Source organism: Wolbachia endosymbiont of Drosophila ananassae, assembly GCF_008033215.1.
Lineage (GTDB): Bacteria > Pseudomonadota > Alphaproteobacteria > Rickettsiales > Anaplasmataceae > Wolbachia > Wolbachia pipientis.
Window position 1 is genome coordinate 309,042 of sequence record NZ_CP042904.1, and the last position, 16,518, is coordinate 325,559.

Sequence of the window (16,518 nt, forward strand, 5' to 3'; positions counted from 1 at the left end):
TAAACCGCAACTAATCTAAATTAGAAACATTAAGAAATTTACTAAACAGAAAAAAAGGCAAAAGAAACCCTAGGGTAGCTAGTTATTCACTATCCATTTTTTAAGTTGGCGTTTTTTTATGTTTTAAACGCTTTATAAGCGCGTTTCAGCTTATGTAGGTAGAAGTTTGATAAAGACATAAGGTGCACATAGTGCAAAAAATTAAACATGAGACGCCAGATACGTGAGTTTTTTTGTCATTTAATCTGTACAGAGAAGATAAATAAATAGCTTCAGTTTCATGATAAGGGGGCTGGCGGAGTTTGTCAAGTAAGTTTTTTCGTTTCTAACGGTTGTTGCCAAAAACTATACAAGAAGTCTTTTAAGATCAATCACTTATCTTCAAGGCTTGAATAAAAGCATTCTGTGGAATATTTACGTTCCCTATAGAATGTAACCTTTTTTTACCTTTCTTTTGCTTTTCAAGTAGTTTCATTCTTCGCGTTACATCTCCACCATAGAGTTTAGCTGTTACATCTTTTCTGTATGGGTTAATCGTTTCTCTGGCAATAATTTTTCCGCCCACTGCCGCTTGAATCGCGATTTTATATTGCTGACGTGGTATTAAATCCTTCAAGCGTGCGCATATTTCACGCCCTCTTTTTTCTGCCCTACTTTTGTGAACGATACAAGCCAGTGCATCTACGGGCTCTCCATTAATTAAAAAGCTTAATTTATCTATTTGGCTTACCAGATAGCTGGAAATTTCCCAATCTAAGCTTGCATATCCTTTGGAAATTGATTTTAGCCTATCGTAAAAATCAAAAACAACTTCAGACAGTGGTAATTTATATCTTAACAATGCTGTTGTTGTGTTACCAATGTAAGATAAATCCTCCTGTTCTCCCCTCCTTTCTTCACATAGAGATAGAATCTCTCCCAAGTATTGGTCAGGGACCATTATGGTTGCGGTAATCCATGGTTCTTCCACAATTTCAATTTTCGTTGGATCTGGCATATCACTTGGGTTATGAATATTCAAAATTTCACCACTTCGTGTTGTAACCCTATATATAACACTCGGTGCAGTTGCTGTTAGGTCTAAATCAAATTCTCTCTCGAGCCTTTCTTGAATAACTTCAAGATGCAACATTCCCAAAAAACCACAACGAAATCCATAGCCTAGTGCATTTGAAGTTTCAGCTTCGAAGGTAAAACTTGCATCATTTAAATGTAACTTTTCTAGAGCTTCTCTTAGATATTTAAAATCATCCGTTTTATGAGGAAAAATGCTACAAAATACCACAGGATGCACTTCTTTAAATCCAGGAAGTGCTTCACTACAAGGTCTCTTTTCCTCAGTGATAGTGTCTCCTACCTTGCAGTCTGCTACTTCCTTCATTGAAGCAGTTATAAAACCAACTTCACCCGCTGAAAGTTCACCCGTCATCACTTTTTTAGGGGTGAAAATACCGATATTATCTATCTGATATGTAGCATTATTAGACATCATAACAATTTTCATGCCTTTTTTTAGCACTCCATTTTTAACTCGCACTAAAATTACTACTCCTAAGTAAGTGTCATACCAACTATCAACCAAAATTGCTTGCAATGGAGCATTTACATCACCTTGAGGAGCTGGAAGTTTTGCTACTATTGCTTCCAGTACATCTTTTATTCCAAGTCCAGTTTTTGCTGATATTAAAACTGACTCACTTGCGTCAATGCCAATTACTTCCTCAACCTGGAGTTTTACCTTTTCTGGATCTGCAGCAGGAAGATCAACTTTATTGAGCACAACTATTATTTCATGGTTGTTGTCAATAGCTTTATATACATTTGCAAGGGTTTGTGCTTCAACGCCCTGGCTACTATCTACCACTAAAAGTGAACCTTCACATGCGGCTAAGCTTCGACTTACCTCGTAAGAAAAGTCAACGTGACCTGGGGTGTCCATGAGATTTAGGCAATATTGATTACCGTCGTTTGCCGTATAATTAAGTTTTACCGTCTGTGCTTTAATTGTAATGCCACGTTCACGCTCTATATCCATTGAATCGAGTATTTGATTGATCATTTCTCTTGCTTCAAGGCCGTTACATTCCTCTATTAAACGGTCAGCAAGCGTTGACTTACCGTGGTCTATATGCGCTATTATTGCGAAATTCCTTATGTTGTTCATTTATGGCCCACTATACTTAATTAGTGAAACTATTTTACATTTTAAGTGTTGTGAGGGCAATCCTTTATTAAGAGACTATTTACTCCTTCAACATAGACGACACTTTTTTCGAGCAGGAAATCACTTTATTAACCATATAGTTTTCATGATTATTATCTATTTTAGGCAACTCATACAGATAATTTACCATCATTCCAGCCGACTGACTAATACCCTTTTCAGAAGTATCCGCCATCCAGTTTAATTGTTTTATTGATGCGCCATTGCTTAAATGAAAATGCGCCACCGGGTCATAAGTATTTCCATTACTATTATTCACTTTTAGTAAATAATATGCACATAGTTTAAGCATGTATTGTTTAGTTTCATTTGTACATTCAACATTAGTTTTTAATTGCTCTGCACTTTCTAAAATTTCTGCACTAGATTGTTTTATGTTTAGTTTGCCCAATAAAGTGACATCTTGGTTTAGATTGTTTTTTAGCCATTTCGTAAAGCCAGGTATTGGAGAAAGAGTTGCGTATGTTTTTATACTTTTAAATTCTTGTGATAGCTTTTCTACAACCCTTTTGATCAAAAAATTACCAAGGCTGATTCCAGATAACCCTGCTTGAGTATTTGATATTGAATAGAATATAGCAGTGCTTGCATTACTCGGATCATTTGAAGGTACTGACTCATCTAAAAGGTGTTGAATGCTATCTGCAATCTTATCCACCAATGCAACCTCTACAAAAATTAGAGGTTCGTTTGGTATCTTGTAATGAAAAAAAGCAAAACAGAGACGATCAGAATCTAGTCTGTTTTTTAGGTCGCCCCAAGAGGAAATTTTATGCACAGCTTCATATTTTATAAGTTTTTCTAGCAATGATGCAGGTGAATCCCAAGTGATTTGACGAAGATCGAGTAGATCAACATCAACCCAAGTATAGAGTATATTTTTTAATTCGTTCTCTAGTGGATTCAAGCTTCTATGTTGGTTTTTTAGCTTAAGCACATCAGAACGCATATCAACAATAAACTTAAGGCCTTCTGGTAAAGAAATAAATTGCTTTAATATTTTAGAACGCGGTGATTCAAGAATTTTTATTAAATCCTGTTCAAATTTATAGTTTAACTCGGGATCTTGGTTTTTCTTATACTCTTTAATTTTCTCATCTATTTCCGCTTTATTCGGATTAAATTTTTCTGCCAGGGTTTGTAGAAATTTTATTTTACCTTTCTCTGATAAGCTCAAGTACAGGTTACCAAGAGATACAGCGTTCTTACGTGCTGAAACCTCCCCTCCCTTTGGATTTAAGCACTCGTTCATCTTCAAGACTAAACTATCGATATCGCGACTGTTGCTTAAATCAGGACTGATGTTACCAATCCACGATCTTACAGCATCTGCCACTCCACCTAGTATTTTAAAAAAGCTTCTTACCGCCTTTTTGTCTTCAACTTTCACTATATCAGTTTTTACCAATGATTCTTTTGTCATAGATTCCCTTTATTATACATAGCTAATGCAAGTCAGGGTCATACCGCCGCGTTATCCCGCTAACAAGCAGCGGGATGACGAATTTGTCGTTTGTCAAATCGTCGGTAAACCCAAGTTATTTTAGCTACATATAGCTTAAGTTAAAGGAAAATTTTAGCTACATAGCAGGCACTATTACTGAATTATTAATAATTCAGTAATACAATAGACTTCTTGCACTACCTCCCAAGCCACAACTGTCATTCAGTAGAAACGAAAAAACTTGCTTGACAAACTCCGCCAGCCCACTTATCATGAAACTGAAGCTATTGTATTTGCTTTCGCCAATCTGCAGATTAAAAGGTAAGGATTACTTAATGTATCGGCGTCTTATGTTCAATTTTTTGCAGTATATAGATACTGTATGTCTTTACAAAACTTCATCTACATCTAGATTTTTATCTAAATAAGCTGAACGCGCTTATAAAGCGTTACAAGACATCAAAAAATGCCAATACTCGACAGAGATAGTAAAAGACTAGCTAACTCGGGGATTCTTTGTCTTTTTTTCTGCTTAGTAAATTTCTTAAACATTTGCAGCGTAGGTTAGTTGCAATTAAAAGCGGCTGAATCTCGCTTGTCAAGCGTTTAAAACATAAAAAACGCCAATATTTTAAAGCGGATAATAACCACGGGGCTTCTTTTGCCTTTTTTTTCATTTGGTAAATTTCTTAATATTTATAGCTAAACAACAACCGTCATCCCTAAGTATCCCGCTGCTTGTTAGCGGGATCTCTTGTTAGCGCCGCGGTGGTATGACGTAGGATTGTTGTCATTCCGCTACTTGTTAGCGGGATCTATGTTAAGGTATAGTAGGGGATCTATGTTAAGAGATACCGCGAATGAATCGCGGTATGACGGTGTAATGATGGTTAAGTATCCCGCTGCTTGTTAGCGCCGCGGCGGTATGACGATTCGCAGCGGCATGACGAGAAAGGGGCTACTTGGATGATACCTTTTATTGTTGGGTGTATTACTAGCTTTGTGAGTTTGATGGCTATTAATGCTATTAAAGGTAATTACTATAATGGTCCTGGTAGTCTTACTTGCATTCCTGTTTTCCATGCCAACATGTCAAACTTTTCTGATTTTACTACTGATAGAATTAATACCTTTGCTAGCTTTATTATTGGAACAATAGCATATAAGGCCGCACAAAACATTTCTACGTTAGTAAGAGATGTTTCTAGTTTACTCCATAATAGATTGGAAGTGCAAAAAAATGAATCAGAAATCGCTAGATATAAAAAAATACAAGAGAACGTTATCTCTATTCTGTCAGAAGTAAAAGTAGGATCAAATTTGTCTAGAGATATCAATTGTTGATGTTACCTGAGTACAGATTTTTCTCATATCTCAATACTTTCTAGACTGTTATTGAGTGCTTTCACATCTGAGTTTTCCTACTGTCATCCCAGCGCGTGACGCTGGGATCTTTATTGCTTTCATAGTCTCATTTATTATTTTGTAACTAAAAAAAAATACTTTCCCTTTTTAGAGAACTGCATAAAATAGATTTGACATTGCAGTGCGTTGTGCAAACAGAATTCCCAATACTATAACCTACAGGAGGCCTTATGAATAAGAAATTTCTCTATTCACCATTGTCAATAAAAAGTATAGGAGAAAACGGTGTATTTTCTGGTTATGCGAGCGTTTTTAACATAGTTGATAAACAAAATGATCTGATATTGCCCGGAGCATTTAAGGAAAATTTAAACAGAAATAAAATAAAACTCCTTTGGCAGCATAATCCTGACGAACCTATAGGTAGCATCATAGATATTTATGAAAATGATGTTGGCCTGTATATAACCGCACATTTACTTTTGGGTATTCAGAAAGCAGAAGAAGTGTATTTGATGCTCAAAACTGGGGCAATTAACGGACTTTCCATCGGCTATATACCTATAGAGTATGATGTTGATCATAAAAGCGGAGCTAGAGTGTTAAAACAAGTGGAATTATGGGAAGTCAGTTTGGTCACTTTTCCTGCAAACTTAGCTGCTCAGGTAATCAATGTGAAAAATCAGAACAATGAACAGGAAGTGTTAGCAAGAGCGATAGAAAAAGCAAATGCTGTACTTGCAGACATGTACATTTCTGCTTAAAGTGTATTAGGCGGGCAAAGACTTTACCATAATTTGACACCTGCGTTAGTATTTGTTTAACATTTATACTAATATATATAACTCTATTACTATTAAAATTTTCTGTAAATTAAAGTTAAAAAATAAGGTAATTTTATGCTAAATATTAATAATAAGGTTAATTATGAAATTAATATTAAACGAAAGGAAAAAAAATACAGCTGGTCTACTGTATTTGCTTGGTTATATCTAAAAACGATTGGACGAATATTGCCCAAGAGATGGAATAGATGGGCAGAAAATATTTTGTACTACGATAAAACTACTGCAAACAATGAAGTTCAAACTGATGCTTTTAAGACAATAGATGGAAGTGTTCAAGTTGACTTAAAACCTGAAGTAGCAGTAAGAGAGAGCCAAAGTGGAGTAATAAGTAAGGATGGAGAGGTTCAAACTAATAAAGTAACATTTCACGATATAGCAATGCAGACCGAATACGTCGAAACAACGGATAAAAATAGTGATCAAGCACAGCAGGTTGAAGACTTACAATCAAAAAATGGCTTATTGGAAGTGAAAATTGAAGAATTGCGATCTATAATCATAAGGCTTAAAGCGGACTTACAATCAAAAAATAGCTCGTTAAAAAAGGAAAATAGAGAATTGCAATCTATAATCATAAGACTTAAAAAGAATTATAGAGAATTGGTAGAAGTTACAGATAAACAAGAGAAAGGGTTTTTAGTAAAGTTGAAGGCAAAATCTGAGATGATAGGGTGCCAGGGAAGAGAATTAACTGAACTCAGAGCAGAATTTACCAATAAAATAAACGAGCTTTTTGAAAGGGTGGAAGAAGTCAGGAAAGAAAAATCGAAGAAAAAAAAAGAAGAGTTACAAGAGCAAGTTGAACATCTGAATGCAAAATTAGAAAGAGCAAGAAATGTTGCAATATTTTCTATTGGAGAGCGTACAAAAACACTTGATGAAAATCTGACATTAAAAAATCAACAAATTGAAAGTTCACCAGCTAAAGATGAACAACAAAATGGGAAGTTAACAGAGAAAGATACACAAGGGCAAACAAAAACTAAAGCGCCAGATACAGTGAGTACAGTATCTACTGCAAAATCAACTACTGGTTCTATGAAGTCAAAAATTCCAAAGGGTTTATCTAAGCTTCGTGGGAATGAGAATTGCGATAAATTTTTATCTGATAAAAATAAAGAGTTGAAAAAAAGTTTTTCTGAATTTGAAAAGAAACACTTTTGCCATAACGTGCTTAATGAAACTATAAAGTCTCTATCAAATCAAGATGATGGCAAATTTGAAAGCAGTAAGCTGCTTGAATTATTAGAAAGTAATTTGAAACAATCCGCAAGGGAGATCATAGAAGCTAAGGTTAAAGAAGTTGTCAACGAACATTGTAACATTGGAAAAAATATGGGTAAAGAACTACGAGATGACACGTTAAAAGCCAAGTTGTCACCTTCTGTTAGAAAATGCGTAAAAAAATTAGAATTTAACAAACAAGAAGGGGTAAATAAGATTGTAGACTCTATCTTGCACAGCTTTAATAGCAAGAATAATAATAATAACGACTCAGGAGAATTGCTTAAAGAAATTGTTACAGGAAAATTAACAGAGGCTAAAATGAAATGTTTTTCAAATAAGATTCAAGAGTTACAACTGGCATTAAGCATAAGAGATAAATTTTTATCTCCAGATCAGGGAATGTGTAATCAAACTCAAGGAGGAGTAAACGAATATCAATTAACAGAAAAAGCTAAAAAAGAACATATACCTAATTCCTCTATGAGTTCCCCTAATATTGCAAGCATACATTCATTGAACAGTCAGAAAGCAGTTAGGTATCCGTTCAGCGGAGTGGCAGAATAAGGTAGACAAGGTGATCTAAAAAGATAATCATAGAGCAAAAGTGAAATAATATGGTAAACCTTTTAGAACTTTGCAAAAATTTACAGCAAAAAATAGAAAGGTTAGAAGCAAAAATAGAAAGATTGGAAAAAGAGAATGAAAGTTTAAAAGCAGAAAATAAGGCTTTAAAGATAGAAAATGCTGAGTTAAGAGAAAGACTCGGTTTAAGCTCAAAAAATTCATCAATACCAAGTTCCAAAGAGTTGTATAAAATAAAAAAGAATAAGCCGAAAAGCGAAAGGAATATTGGCGGTCAGGTTGGTCATAAAGGAAGTTTTCGCGCCAACATGGATGCAGATAAAGTAGTAAAGATAGAGTTGCCTAATACTTGCGAATGCGGAGGAGAAATTGCAATATGTGAAAAACCATATATTCATCAGAAAGTTGATCTTCCAGAAATCAAGCCTTATGTAGTGGAATATCAGTTAGAACATGGCCGTTGTCGGAGATGCGGAAAGAGAAGAAGTAGCAAGTTACCGGAAGGTGTTACGCCAGATACATTTGGTCCAAGGGTTAAGTCAATAATTGCAGCGTTCAGCGGATTCTACAAAAATTCAAAACGCGAAATAGCGAGTGTCGTAAATGATATCTTCAATTTGAACATAAGCGTCGGTAGCATATCAAATAGTGAACATAGAGTTGCTTCAAAATGCAAAAAAATGTATGAGCAGATCGAACAAGAGATAAGTAGGAGTAAAGTTCTACATATTGATGAAACGAGCCATTATAACAAAGGTAAACTCGCTTGGTGTTGGATGTTTGCAAGCAATACGGCAAGTTTTGTAAAATTTACAGAGTCAAGAGGAATGAAAGTTTTACAAAATAGTAAATTCTGCAATCGCAATAGCTTGGTAATAACTGACAGGTATGCAGCATACAATTATTTTGCCGATAAAAACAGGCAAATCTGTTGGGCACATTTATCAAGAGATTTTGAAAGATTAGCACATAGTTGGAATATTGAAGTTAAAGTTCTGGGTTGTTACTTGAGAAACGTGGCCACTGAATTATTTGCACTAAAAAAAGCTTTACTAAAAAGTGAGATAGATGTTTTGAGGTTTGTCAGACGTGCCAGAAAATTAAGAAAACGTACAAAGTATTACTTGAAGGAGATATCTCGTTTACCTGAAGCAATTGGAGCCTCTCGAGTTGCAAAAAATGTTCTGAGATCTGAAAGAATGATGTGGAAATTTTTAGATGACCCAGAAAATATTCCGCTGACAAATAACCACGCTGAACGGCAAATTCGGCATTATGTCGTTTATCGCAAAAACTCATATTTTACACAATCAAAGCGGGGAAATACATTCCTTGAGCGGATAATTTCATTATACTTAACTTGGAAACAAAGGGGTCTCAATCCTTTCCAAAATCTCCTATCTATTGTTTCTTAAACCACTCTCCTGAACGGATACGCAGTTAGAATAGGCTCTTAGCATAAAGCACCAGCTCCTCTTTTGTTAAAGTGTAGGAGCTATCTTCCCAATGTTGTTTTAGCAATTCCAAGTTTCTACCTAAACTTTTTCCTGGCTGGTGACCTATACTTATTAAATCATCGCCAGATAAAGGAAATTTTGGAATATTGAATGTGTTAGCAAATGAAATGTATTCATCAACATTTTCTCCAGACTCAACACCACAAATTTTCACTAAATCACAATATAATTCTCTACCAAATAAAGATATGTATTTTTTTTGCTCTTTTTCTGAGAGTTCTGTTTTGATATCGTTGGATAATAAAAATAACAGCTTTTTCTTTTGCTTGTTTGAAAGACGTAGAAACTTACTTACATATTCTCCAAGACTTAGCCTGTCATTTTTGGTGGTCCTAAGGAGTAACGCTAATTTTACTAGTGCATCAGTGCCGAAAAGAAGTGACGAAGACAGAATTTCGCATTTTACTTCTTTTGGGATAATCTTTTGCAAAACATCAGATTCTTGCATGCTCTTAAGTGTTGGAAAAGGATCATTGCACTCCAGCAATTTAAGTATTTCATCTCTTATTCTCTCTCCAGAGAGGTTTTGGATCATATGCGAATGCTTTTTGCATACGTTTAGTATTTCATCACTCAAATCTCCGACACATATTTTTGCATGAAAACGAAATGCTCTTAAAATACGTAGATAGTCTTCTTTAATTCTATCTTCAGCGTTGCCTATAAAGTTTAACCTTCGCACCTTTAAATCCTCAATGCCACCAAAGTAGTCATATATATGGCCATGCTTATCTGCATATAGAGCGTTAAATGTAAAGTCACGCCTTGAAGCATCAGCTTGCCAATTATTAGTAAATTCTACTTTTGCATGCCTACCATCACATTTCACATCATGCCTTAGTGTCGTAATTTCAAAAGACCTCTGATTTAAGATTGCAGTAATAGTTCCATGGTTTAAGCCAGTTGGAATAGTTTTTATATTACGGAGTTTTAGCGCTTTAATTGTTTGATTGGGAAGCAAATTAGTAGCTAAATCGATGTCGTGGACATCACGTTGCAAAATTGAGTCTCTCACACATCCGCCGACAAGCCTAGCCTCACCACCAAATTCCTCTATGGCATCAATAATTAAACTAGTCTCCTGGTCAACTTGCATTTAGGTTAGTACATACTGCAAGTTCATATTATATGAAATGCTTGCACAAACCCCTATATAAAAATATACAGGGCTATGAAAATTTACTGTGCAGGTATTTGTTGCTGTTGCTGTTGATGAGATAGTCTTTCTATTTTTGCTTCTTCCATGCTACATGACGGACTCAAAGACTTCTGCTTCTCAGAGCGTTGAATGTGTTGCTTTATATCACTAACGCACTGCTCTACAACATCACAAATTTTTCCATCAGCATTTTCTGCCAATAACTCATCAAACCTCTTCTCAACCTCTGCTCTCTCAGAGATATCCTTTGAAAGGTTACAATACTCTAAGATCTCGTCTAGCTGCAGTTTTTTTGCTAATAGGCAATCTTCTTGTTCTTGCTCTTGTTTAAGTTTGGTTTCCTCTTGCTCTTGTTTTGCTAAACTTTTATTTCTATCAAGCAATGGTTCAAAATGAGCATGTCCTTTGTTTATTACATGCAAAACACTACTGTCGTCATAATTAACTTTATTGTATTCACCTGCACTTTTTGAACCTGAATTGTCTATTAATTCATGCAAAAACAAATCTTGGTTATCAACAGTCTGGTTCTCTATAACATGTAGCTTTACCTTATACTTTTCACAAAGTATTCTGCCTTCAACGTCAGGATCACCCCACCTATCGTTACGCATAATGTTTGCTGTATAATCATCTACAGTTTCACTACGGTGCTGGCCATTGTTATCATAACCATTGGCAATTGCATCTGTAAACCACTTTGGTGGATTCTTTTGTGCAAATTCCCTACAATCATTTCTTAATTTTTCGGCAGTAACTTGCTCTCCTGTCTGTTGTTCTAGACTTTGCCTGAAAGAGTCAAAAAAACAGCTTCCATTACCAATTGCTTGTCCTACATAGAAATTGTCAGGGTAAGGGTTACTATTTAAAAGAGTTATTTCTTGCCCTGAGATCCTGGGCCTTTTTATTCCAACCTCAACATCATGAAAATCACTTGGTAGCTTCCGTTTCCTAGGTTCAGCCATAGTTTTTACCTTAATTTGAGCTATATGTTACTATACCAACAAAATTATTAATAAGCAACTAATTAAGTATAGCAGAAATTTTTAAATTATGCAATAGTTGTAGCTTTAAATAGCAAATATGAGTTTTAACTGCGGTATAGTTGGGTTACCAAACATAGGAAAATCAACCTTATTTAATGCGCTTACAGAGTCAAGTGCAGCCGAAGCTGCAAATTATCCTTTTTGCACAATCGAGCCAAATATAGGCAAGATTTCGATAAAAGATCAGCGTTTGAAACAAATCGCAGCAATTGCCGGTTCAGAGAAGATAATTTATAATCAATTAGAAGTTGTAGATATTGCAGGCCTGGTAAAGGGTGCGAGCAAAGGTGAAGGGCTCGGCAATAAATTTTTAAGCCATATCAGAGAAGTTGATGCCATCGTTCATCTGCTCAGGTGCTTTACGGATGACGATATCAGCCATGTACACAGTAAAATAGATCCAATATCAGATGCTGAAGTGGTAGAAATGGAATTAATCCTAGCTGATATTGATAGCATAGAAAAAAGGCTTCCTCAATTGGAAAAGAAAGCAAAGCAAGGTGATAAAGAGCTAAAGAGACAACTTGAATTAATGCAAGAGGTACTGGCTACTTTAAAATTAGGTAAACCTGCAAGAAGTTTGGAGAATATCGATGAAGATGAGATGAAGTCGCTTCAATTGCTGACAACAAAGCCCGTTATGTACGTTTGCAATGTTGAAGATACAAATGTTATAACTGGCAATGAATTATCTAAAAAGGTAGAGAGAATGGCGGAGGAAAATAAAAGTAAATTTTATTGTATTTCAGCAAAACTCGAAGCAGATATTGCAAATCTTGATAGTGAAGAGGAAAAACAGAGTTTTTTATCGGAATTTGGCTTACAAGAATCAGGCCTTGATGGAGTAGCGCGTATTATGTATGAAGTGCTGAGTATGATAACTTTCTTTACTGTGGGCCCCAAAGAAGCACGGGCATGGCCAGTAAAAATAGGGTCAACAGCCGATAAAGCAGCAGGTGTAATCCACACTGATTTTGAGAAAGGCTTTATAAAAGCAGAGACAATAAGCTTTGCAGACTACATAAAGTATGGAAGTGAATCAGCTTGCAAAGACGCAGGAAAAATTCGCTTTGAAGGCAGAGATTATATCATGCAAGATGGTGATATAATGCACTTTAGGTTTAATGTGTAGTAATTTATCCTTTCTATTGGTTTTTTATCTAAGGCATTTTTTACTGTAGATTAATCATTTGATTATAGTATCATTTTAATTAAGCTTATGCTTGGGATATTTATGAAAAATATTTTATATTTTATATTATTAGCTGTTGTATTCGGATCACTGAGCCTATTTGCTGTAGAGCAATTTGAAGAAAAGAAAATTGAATCAGTTCATAAAAACGAAAATGTAGGTGTAAGGAAGCAAGATAGCACAAATCAAAAAGATGAGTTAAAAAGCAACGTCGATGCTAAACAAACACAAGAGGCTGAGAGCAAAAGATTAGACGACACTACCGATAAAGAGAAGCTGCAACACAACGAGAATAAAGCTTCCGTGGTTGAAAAAACTACAAGTGAAGGTGAAAGGATTGATAAAGGTTTGCCAAATGACCAGCTAGAAGGAAGCACAGACAAATTTGCTCAAAATTTACCAAATGTGGTCAATAAAGAAGTGAATAAAGATTTGAAACCAGAGCCTTTGCCTTTAAGTGCTGATTTAAATGAGAATACAGCTAACCCGCAAAAAAATCTACAAGCTGATCAGAAGATTGATATAAAAGATAATGAACTTTCAAAAAGTGATGCGAGTCAATTATTAGAGGGAAAAAAAGAAAAAGTAGAGAATCAGTCTGAAGAAAAAAAAGTGAAAGAAACAAACAGTAATTCCAAGGACCGCAATAGAGTAAAACCTATAACTAAAAAAGATGAAGAAGAGCAAAGTGAAAAGAAAAGTTTACAAAAATGGACAAAGCTAAACAGAGAACCAATAAAAGAATGGGGTCATAAAGACATACAAAGCAAGTCAATATATAAACGACAATATGATAGCCTTAATGAGCATCTTCCTACAACTGTGTTTATTGATGATTACAGTAAGCAATTTTTTTACTGCATTAAGAAGAACAACTTAACTTGCTTAAGAGGAGTAATAAGTAAGCTAGAAAAAATTGGATTAACAATTCAAGAGATACTAAGGTTTAGAAATAAATTGGGTGATACTCCTCTCATTTATTCAGTTAAACAAGGTGAGGTAGACATAGTGCGCTTTCTCTTATTACAAGGTGCTGATCTTAGAGTAGTTAATAATAATTTTCAATCCCCAATTGATATAGCAATCGAAAGAAAGCAGGTCAAGATAATAAATGCGATTGCCGAAATGATGCCACACCTTTTGGAGGATAGAAAAATAGACAATAAAGAAAGCTCAGCAATGTACGATTGGGCTGTGAAAACGAAAGAAAACAATGAGTTGCAGTGTGATAAGCAAGATGATTAGATTTTTGATATTAATTTTAGTTGGTCATTTATGTTATGGAAACGAAACAAATGATGAAAAAAATCAGATTAGTGATTTTTTAAACGCTCTGCATGATGTAAAATACGTATCTTACAGTAAAAAAGACTTTGCTGAATTTTTGGTGCAGTGCCACAAAGAGGGCGTGCCAGAAGATTTTAAGAAAGGTTTTGGTTCTAACTTAAATGGAGCTAATTTTAACCAACTGTACCTAAGTAAATCTGTTTTTGATGGAGTAAGTCTGATTGGTGCCGATTTTTCTAACACCGATTTATCCGATGTGTCTTTCATTGATGTTGATTTACGTGGTGCTAATTTTTCCAATGCTAATTTACATGGCATTAAAATAAAAGGTACAAATTTGAGTTTTACAAAATTTGTTTCTGCAAACTTAACAGATATCGTATTTGATCAGTCTAATGTTAGTTATGCTGATTTTATCAGTTCCGATCTCAAAAAAGTAAGTATGCACAACGTAATTGGTTTGCATACTAATTTCTCGAATGTGAAAATGAATTTCTCCAACTTATCAAACTCGAATGTTAGCCACGTAAATTTTAGTGATAGTGAAATAAACGATACTGTTATGCAGAAAAACAACCTTAATAATGCAAGTTTCTTTGGAGTGGATGCATATAAATTAAAGATACAATTTTCTTCATTAAAAAATGCTAACATATATGGTGCAGAGTTAAAAGAATCAGACTTTACAGGTAGCAATCTTTCCGATGCCTGCCTTAATTCTTCTATCATAATTGACAGTAACTTCGACGAAACTAATTTAAGCAACACACAAATTTCCTATGTGAATGACGATAATTCAAGTTTTGTTCAATCTATACTAAATGGTTCCAAGATAAAACATGCATATGTTTCTGAAGCAAATCTTCATGATGCTGATTTATCCAATATTGATTTTAGTTTTAGTGAACTGCATCAAGTTAATGTCTCTAATGCTGACATTCGTCACGGAAAGTTTCATAATACTAAAGTTGCAAATTCTAACATGAATGGCTCATTTTTTGACCATTCACTATTTACCTCTGCAAAGATAGAAGATTCAGACCTTTCTACAACTTCAATGTATAAGATAAAAATCCAAGACTCTCAAGTTTATAACAGTACGCTTTCTCGCCATAATATTGATTCCAGTGAAATAGAAAATTCAACATTCTTTAATTTATTAGCTGATAATTCGAGTTGGTCCAATTTAAAAGTAACTAATTCAAATTTTATTGAAAGCGATTTCAGATCTTCTTTGCTTCACGCTAATGCCTTTAGGAAAACTAGTTTTTTTCTTAGCAATTTGAGTAATTCAACAATTAGTGATATGTCTTTTCTCTCTTCAAGCATATATAAAAGTTCAGTTGTTGATGCTCACTTAACAGGTTGCAAATTTGATAATTCAATTTTGATTGACAATCAAGGGCAGGAGAAACTCACAGGTTCAGAAAATGCTATAACTTCGATTAAAGATTTGCAAGAGAAAATATCACAGGGTGAAAAATTTAATGTAAATTATTCTTACTTTGAATTTAAGGATATGAATTTAGAAAATGCCGATTTTTCTAATTCAACATTGAGTAGAGCAAAGTTTGTAAACGTTAATTTGAATAAGGCAAATTTTGAAAAGACCGATTTGCGCTATACTGTCTTTGATAACTCTTCTCTCATTGGCACCAACTTATCAAATTCTAATTTAGAAGGTTCTAGCTTTTTAAACTCTGATCCAAAAAGCACCATGTTAAAAAATGCAAAGAAAAATGACCGTAAAAAGTGAGGGCGTATTATTGGTTCTATCCTCCCCTTCTGGAGCTGGAAAAACTACTATATCAGCAAAATTACTTGAGCGATCAACTAATTTAGTTAGGTCTGTTTCTATGACTACGCGCAAGCCTCGCCCCGGCGAAATAAATGGAAAAGACTATTTTTTCGTTACCGAAGAAAAATTTCACGAGTTATGCAAAGCTGGCCAAATGCTTGAATACGCCAAAGTTTTTGAGAATTTTTATGGTATACCAAGAAATTTTATAGAGCAAAACTTAAGCAATGGAATAAGCGTTTTACTCAGCATAGACTGGCAAGGAGCATTTCACTTATTCAAGCTCATGAGAAAAAAAGTTGTAAGTGTTTTTATACTTCCCCCTTCAATGGAAGAGCTTAGGTTGCGTTTGCAAAAGCGTAATAGTGATGATGCAAGCGAAATAGAGCGCAGATTAGCCGAAGCTCAAAAAGAGATAAGCAAACGTGATAAATATGATTATGTAATAATCAATGATGATATTGATAAAAGTGTAGAAGAGATAAGCTCCATACTAAATAAAGAAAGACTTAAAAAACTAAAAGAAAAACCAAGTCTGGAAGACTGATAAAAACATCAATTTGGATATTTGCAGCTATAGTTTCTTATCCTATTTTAGCCAGTAGCACGTTTCGCAGTTTAGCTATATTTATTATTTTTTAAGATTAAATGGTTAAAATAGTAGCAACTGTTCAAGTGAGGATTTGACTATGATAACAGATTTTCTAATAGAAACTAGTTTTCTGCCTTTCCACCTATACATATACAACGTTTAGCTCAATTTAAAAGTCAAACTTCTTGGTTGTTAGTTTAGTGCTGACAACTTAAATAGCTTTTAATATTGAGGTTT

Annotated in this window: 12 protein-coding genes; 8 read left to right on the forward strand and 4 right to left on the reverse strand. The window is 34.5% G+C overall.

Annotated elements, in window-relative coordinates; translation table 11 throughout:
* Positions 1-367: 367 nt before the first annotated feature.
* A complete protein-coding gene (gene lepA / locus EA652_RS01530; RefSeq protein ID WP_007549283.1) occupies positions 368-2,164 on the reverse strand; it encodes a translation elongation factor 4 in 1,797 nt (598 codons plus the stop codon).
* A 79-nt stretch (positions 2,165-2,243) separates the two neighbouring features.
* Positions 2,244-3,647 carry a malonyl-CoA decarboxylase gene (locus EA652_RS01535; RefSeq protein WP_007549284.1) on the reverse strand — a complete coding sequence of 468 codons (1,404 nt, stop codon included), beginning with the start codon at positions 3,645-3,647 and terminating at the stop codon, positions 2,244-2,246.
* Between the two features lie 1,032 nt (positions 3,648-4,679).
* On the opposite strand from EA652_RS01535, the gene EA652_RS01545 reads away from it, so the two are divergent.
* The 4 genes from EA652_RS01545 (at position 4,680) to EA652_RS01560 (ending at position 9,105) form a co-directional block, all read left to right on the forward strand.
* Positions 4,680-5,012: a hypothetical protein gene (locus EA652_RS01545; protein WP_044471216.1), complete on the forward strand. Its 333-nt coding sequence runs from the start codon at positions 4,680-4,682 to the stop codon at positions 5,010-5,012.
* A 251-nt stretch (positions 5,013-5,263) separates the two neighbouring features.
* Positions 5,264-5,797, forward strand: coding sequence for an HK97 family phage prohead protease (locus EA652_RS01550; protein ID WP_006280514.1), 534 nt, complete (start codon positions 5,264-5,266; stop codon positions 5,795-5,797).
* A 135-nt stretch (positions 5,798-5,932) separates the two neighbouring features.
* Complete coding sequence (locus EA652_RS01555) at positions 5,933-7,672, forward strand: hypothetical protein (protein WP_041582603.1); 1,740 nt, start codon at positions 5,933-5,935, stop codon at positions 7,670-7,672.
* Positions 7,673-7,722: 50 nt separating this feature from the next.
* Positions 7,723-9,105, forward strand: coding sequence for an IS66-like element ISWen3 family transposase (locus EA652_RS01560; RefSeq protein WP_007548562.1), 1,383 nt, complete (start codon positions 7,723-7,725; stop codon positions 9,103-9,105).
* A 25-nt stretch (positions 9,106-9,130) separates the two neighbouring features.
* Here the strand turns inward: EA652_RS01560 and EA652_RS01565 are convergent, their stop codons facing one another.
* Both EA652_RS01565 and EA652_RS01570 read right to left on the reverse strand, forming a co-directional pair.
* Positions 9,131-10,303, reverse strand: coding sequence for a CCA tRNA nucleotidyltransferase (locus EA652_RS01565; protein ID WP_012673124.1), 1,173 nt, complete (start codon positions 10,301-10,303; stop codon positions 9,131-9,133).
* Positions 10,304-10,386: 83 nt separating this feature from the next.
* The gene (locus tag EA652_RS01570; RefSeq protein ID WP_012673125.1) at positions 10,387-11,331 is read right to left on the reverse strand and encodes an OTU domain-containing protein; all 945 of its coding nucleotides are present in this window, start codon (positions 11,329-11,331) and stop codon (positions 10,387-10,389) included.
* 118 nt (positions 11,332-11,449) lie between these two features.
* Here EA652_RS01570 and ychF point away from each other — a divergent pair, with 118 nt between their 5' ends.
* The 4 genes from ychF (at position 11,450) to gmk (ending at position 16,236) form a co-directional block, all read left to right on the forward strand.
* Positions 11,450-12,544: a redox-regulated ATPase YchF gene (gene ychF, locus EA652_RS01575; protein WP_012673126.1), complete on the forward strand. Its 1,095-nt coding sequence runs from the start codon at positions 11,450-11,452 to the stop codon at positions 12,542-12,544.
* A 102-nt stretch (positions 12,545-12,646) separates the two neighbouring features.
* Positions 12,647-13,849 (forward strand): ankyrin repeat domain-containing protein, encoded by a 1,203-nt coding sequence (locus EA652_RS01580; protein ID WP_012673127.1) that lies wholly within the window; start codon positions 12,647-12,649, stop codon positions 13,847-13,849.
* Positions 13,842-15,647: a pentapeptide repeat-containing protein gene (locus EA652_RS01585; RefSeq protein ID WP_007548775.1), complete on the forward strand. Its 1,806-nt coding sequence runs from the start codon at positions 13,842-13,844 to the stop codon at positions 15,645-15,647. Before EA652_RS01580 ends, EA652_RS01585 begins: the two co-directional genes overlap by 8 nt.
* The gene (gene gmk / locus EA652_RS01590; protein ID WP_012673128.1) at positions 15,631-16,236 is read left to right on the forward strand and encodes a guanylate kinase; all 606 of its coding nucleotides are present in this window, start codon (positions 15,631-15,633) and stop codon (positions 16,234-16,236) included. Before EA652_RS01585 ends, gmk begins: the two co-directional genes overlap by 17 nt.
* Positions 16,237-16,518 lie beyond the last annotated feature (282 nt).